The 3464-nt window shown below is 65.6% G+C and carries 4 protein-coding genes; 1 reads left to right on the forward strand and 3 read right to left on the reverse strand.

Annotated elements, in window-relative coordinates:
- The 3 genes from AQI95_RS35110 to AQI95_RS35120 all read right to left on the reverse strand — a co-directional run.
- Nucleotides 1-315 (reverse strand): ATP-binding cassette domain-containing protein (locus AQI95_RS35110; RefSeq protein ID WP_159056632.1); only part of this gene is annotated, 315 nt, incomplete at its 3' end.
- A 16-nt stretch (nt 316-331) separates the two neighbouring features.
- Nucleotides 332-1024, reverse strand: a complete 693-nt coding sequence (locus AQI95_RS35115; protein ID WP_067133618.1) for a DUF4097 family beta strand repeat-containing protein — start codon at nt 1022-1024, stop codon at nt 332-334.
- A 301-nt stretch (nt 1025-1325) separates the two neighbouring features.
- Nucleotides 1326-2108, reverse strand: a complete 783-nt coding sequence (locus AQI95_RS35120; RefSeq protein WP_067133621.1) for a GbsR/MarR family transcriptional regulator — start codon at nt 2106-2108, stop codon at nt 1326-1328.
- 259 nt (nt 2109-2367) lie between these two features.
- Between AQI95_RS35120 and AQI95_RS35125 the strand changes: the two genes are divergently transcribed.
- Nucleotides 2368-3033, forward strand: coding sequence for a DUF4097 family beta strand repeat-containing protein (locus tag AQI95_RS35125; protein ID WP_067133624.1), 666 nt, complete (start codon nt 2368-2370; stop codon nt 3031-3033).
- The last annotated feature ends 431 nt before the right edge of the window (nt 3034-3464 follow it).

Here is a 3464-nt window from a genome sequence, read left to right on the forward strand (position 1 = left end):
TGCCATCAGCAGCATGTTCTCCTCGCCGGTGATCAGCCCGTCCACGGCGGAGAACTGACCGGTGACGCCGATCGCGGCCCGCACCGCCTGGGCCTCGGCGGTGATGTCGTGCCCGGCGACGCGGATCGACCCGGAGGTGGGGTCGGGGGAGATGAGGGTCGACAGGATGTTGACCGCGGTGGTCTTGCCGGCGCCGTTCGGCCCGAGCAGGGAGAAGATCGTTCCTTGCGCGACGGTGAGGTCGATGCCGTCGAGGACGGTCTTGTCGTTGTAGGTCTTGCGCAGCCCGTGCGCCGCGATGGCCATGTCGGTCATGAGAGTTGCTCCCTTCTCAGAGGCTCTGGGCGGTGATGTCGCCGTGGGAAGTGGTCGCGTGGATGTTCAGGCCGGCGGCGGCGCCTGCGCTGTTGTTGAGGGTGTTGTGGATGCGGCCGTATGCGGTGTCGGCGTCGAGGGTGGCGGAGACTGAGTGTGCGGCGCCGATGGTGATGTTTCCGTGCTGGGTGCGCAGGGTGACGGTGCCCTGTAGGGCCTGGGTGATGCGGATGTCGCCGTTCTGGGTGCTGACCTCTGCGGGGCCGGTGAGGCGGCCGACCGAGACGTCGCCGGCCTGGAGGGTGAGGCGGGTGTCGGCGGACTCGTCGAGGTCGACGGTGGCCTGTGCGCCTTCGAAGGTGACGTCGCCGAGGCGTCCGGTGCTGCGGAGTTCGGCGGCGGCGGTCTTGGCCTCGACCCGGGAGCCGACGGGCAGTTGGACGGTGACCTGGACGGATCCGGAGTTTCCGAGGATGCGGTTCTTCGCTTCCGGGGTCTCGATCCGCAGGATGCCGTCGCCGTAGGTGACGGTGATCTCCTCGGCTGCCTTGATGTCGCGGCTCTTGGCGGCGTTCGTGGGCAGGACCTCGACGGTGGTGTCGACCCGGTCGGCGGCGATGAGCCGGATCTGTCCGGCGGGGATGTCGAGGCGGGCGGTGACAGGGGCGGGGGTGTCGAACGTCTGCGTGGCGTTCTGGTTCTTGTGCATCGTGTGCTCTCCGGATTCGTGTCCGTGGTTTCCGATGCCAGAAACGCTACGTTGCGTTCATCAATCAGGCAACACCCTTGTTGCTCTCAATCGCCATAATTGCAGGTGAAGGTCAGGGAAATCGTTGCAATGGACTTGAATCTAATGCAACGTCCCCCGCTCTGTTCGTTGCAATGCTTTGAGAGTGAACGCTATTGGCGAAGGCACCAGGGGCCGTGAAGGAGGCCGTGATGCCGGGCAATGTGCCCGCCGCCGCGGACAGCCGTGCGGCGCGGCACGGGACGCTGGGGTGGGTTCTGCTTCATGCCGTGGTTGTCGGCGCGGTTGTGGGTGTGTTGCCAGGGTTGGGCTCGGTGGTGCTGTGGGGGGTCGTCGGGGTTCTGGTGTAGAGGACTTCGCGGCCCTGTTCCGCGGCGCGGATGAGGGCTTCGCTGACGAAGTCGAGGAAACGGGCGGCGTTTTCCAGGCGGGCGCCGGCAGGGGTGTTGCGGCCGAGGACAGTGACGCCTTGTCGTGCGGTTTCGATGAACTGGTCGTTGGCTCGGGCGCTGCGGATCATGGACTGGTACCAGAGATCGTCGTCGACGACGTAGCGTTCGCGGCGGCGTTCGTCGCGTTCCCGGCGGACGAGGTCCATGCTCTCGAGGAACGTGATCGCTTTGGAGATGGACGCGGGGCTGACCGCCAGGCGTTGAGCGAGTTCGGAGGCGGTGAGGCTGCCTTCGTCGGTGGTGTAGAGACAGCCCAGTACTCGGGCCATCATCTTGGGCACGCCGGAGGTGATGAAGACGGTGGTGAGGGTCTCCTGGTAGTCGCGCACGATCTCGGCGTCGCGTCCATGCGGTTGTGCGAGTGCCTGCGGCCCCTGGGGTGTGGTCTGCCTGCGCCGGTGGGTGCGTTGCTGGGTGGCGCGGTGGGCGAGGTCGGCGCGGTAGCCGGTGGGGCTGCTGTTGCGCATTACCTCGCGGGTGATGGTGGAGGTCGGGCGGTCGAGTCGGCGGGCGATTTCGGCGTAGGCCAAGCCGTCAGCCAGTCCGGCGGCGATCTGCTGGCGTTCCTGCTGAGTGAGTCTGCCTCCCGGCATCACGACCTCCTTTCGTGCCCCACGGGGGTGCCGTGGGGCTGTGCGGTGTTGTTCGGTGTCTTCATCGTAGCGTTTGCTTGCTGTGTATTGCAATGATCGACGGTTCTTTTGTTGCGTTAACTTTAGGGGTGTTGCAATGATTGCACTGCTCTGAGCTGCGCAAACATTGTTTGATCGCAAAGGTGTTGTTGCTCTTCGATGGAAAGCAACGTAGCGTTTCTGTTGTCAGGAAACAGCGAGTGTGTGGAGGGTGAGTGTGATGCAGAAGTTCGAGTCTCCGGTGCCGGTCTCTGTGGTGGTGGATGTTCCTGCCGGACGTATTCAGTTGATTGCGGCGGAGCGGGTGGACACGGTGGTTGAGGTGTTGCCGGCGAATGCTTCGAGGGGGCGTGATGTGAAGGCCGCAGAGCAGGTGACGGTCGGGTTCGCCGACGGTGTTCTCCGGATCGGGTCCCCGGAGGCGCAGAACCGGTATGTCGGCCCGACGGGGTCTGTCGAGGTGACGGTGAAACTGCCCGCCGGTTCCCGTGTCGAGGGCAGGACGGGCGGTGCGGAGCTGCGGACGGTGGGCCGTCTCGGTGACGTCGTCTTCGAGGGCGCCTACCGCCGGATCAAGCTGGACGAGACCGCGGGCCTGCGCCTGAGTGCGGTTGATGGTGATGTCGAGGTCGGCCGTCTGGGTGGTCCTGCCGATGTCAGGACCACCCGGGGTGACATCCGGATCGTCGAGGCGGTGGCTGGCACCGTGGTGCTGCGCACCGATTCCGGTGACATCACGGTCGGTGCTGCTCCCGGTGTCTCGGCGGTCCTGGACGCGGGCACGGCCTACGGGCGTGTCAGCAATGCTCTGAAGAACGACGGTAAGCCCGGTCTCGACATCCGTGCCACGACCTCCCACGGTGACATCACCGCCCGCAGCCTGTGATCCTGCCCTTCTGCCGTGGGCCGGGGGAACATCATGTGTCTGCCCGGCCGGTGTGGTGAGTCCCCGTCACCCACCGGCCCGGCGGGCGCAGTCGACCGACCTGGCTCCCCTCGTGGGGGGACCATGAAAACTCCAGAATCTATCCATTACTGAAAATGATGCACACCCTGACATCCCGTCACTTTCTCTCGCCGGCCTTTGTGACGCGGAGCGTCACAAAGGGGCTGGAGCGCAGCGGAAGCCACTCCGAAACTGCAAGGCCGGCCACGGGCCGATCACCCCTCGAAGAAGGGCACCCCCATGTTCCCGAAGCGAAGCGAAGGGAACACCAACGGGCCTGCGCAGCAGGCCCGTTGAAGCGGGGAGCGGAGCTCTACGCTTACGCTTCCGCGGAGCGGAAGCGGAACATCTCCGCGGAGCGGGGGTGTTCG

Source organism: Streptomyces yokosukanensis (assembly GCF_001514035.1).
Lineage (GTDB): Bacteria > Actinomycetota > Actinomycetes > Streptomycetales > Streptomycetaceae > Streptomyces > Streptomyces yokosukanensis.

Excerpts from the sequence above, each read along its gene's own strand:
- AQI95_RS35115 (WP_067133618.1), bottom strand. The coding sequence starts at position 1,024 with ATGCACAAGAACCAGAACGCCACGCAGACGTTCGACACCCCCGCCCCT.
- AQI95_RS35120 (WP_067133621.1), bottom strand. The coding sequence starts at position 2,108 with ATGCCGGGAGGCAGACTCACTCAGCAGGAACGCCAGCAGATCGCCGCC.
- AQI95_RS35125 (WP_067133624.1), top strand. The coding sequence starts at position 2,368 with ATGCAGAAGTTCGAGTCTCCGGTGCCGGTCTCTGTGGTGGTGGATGTT.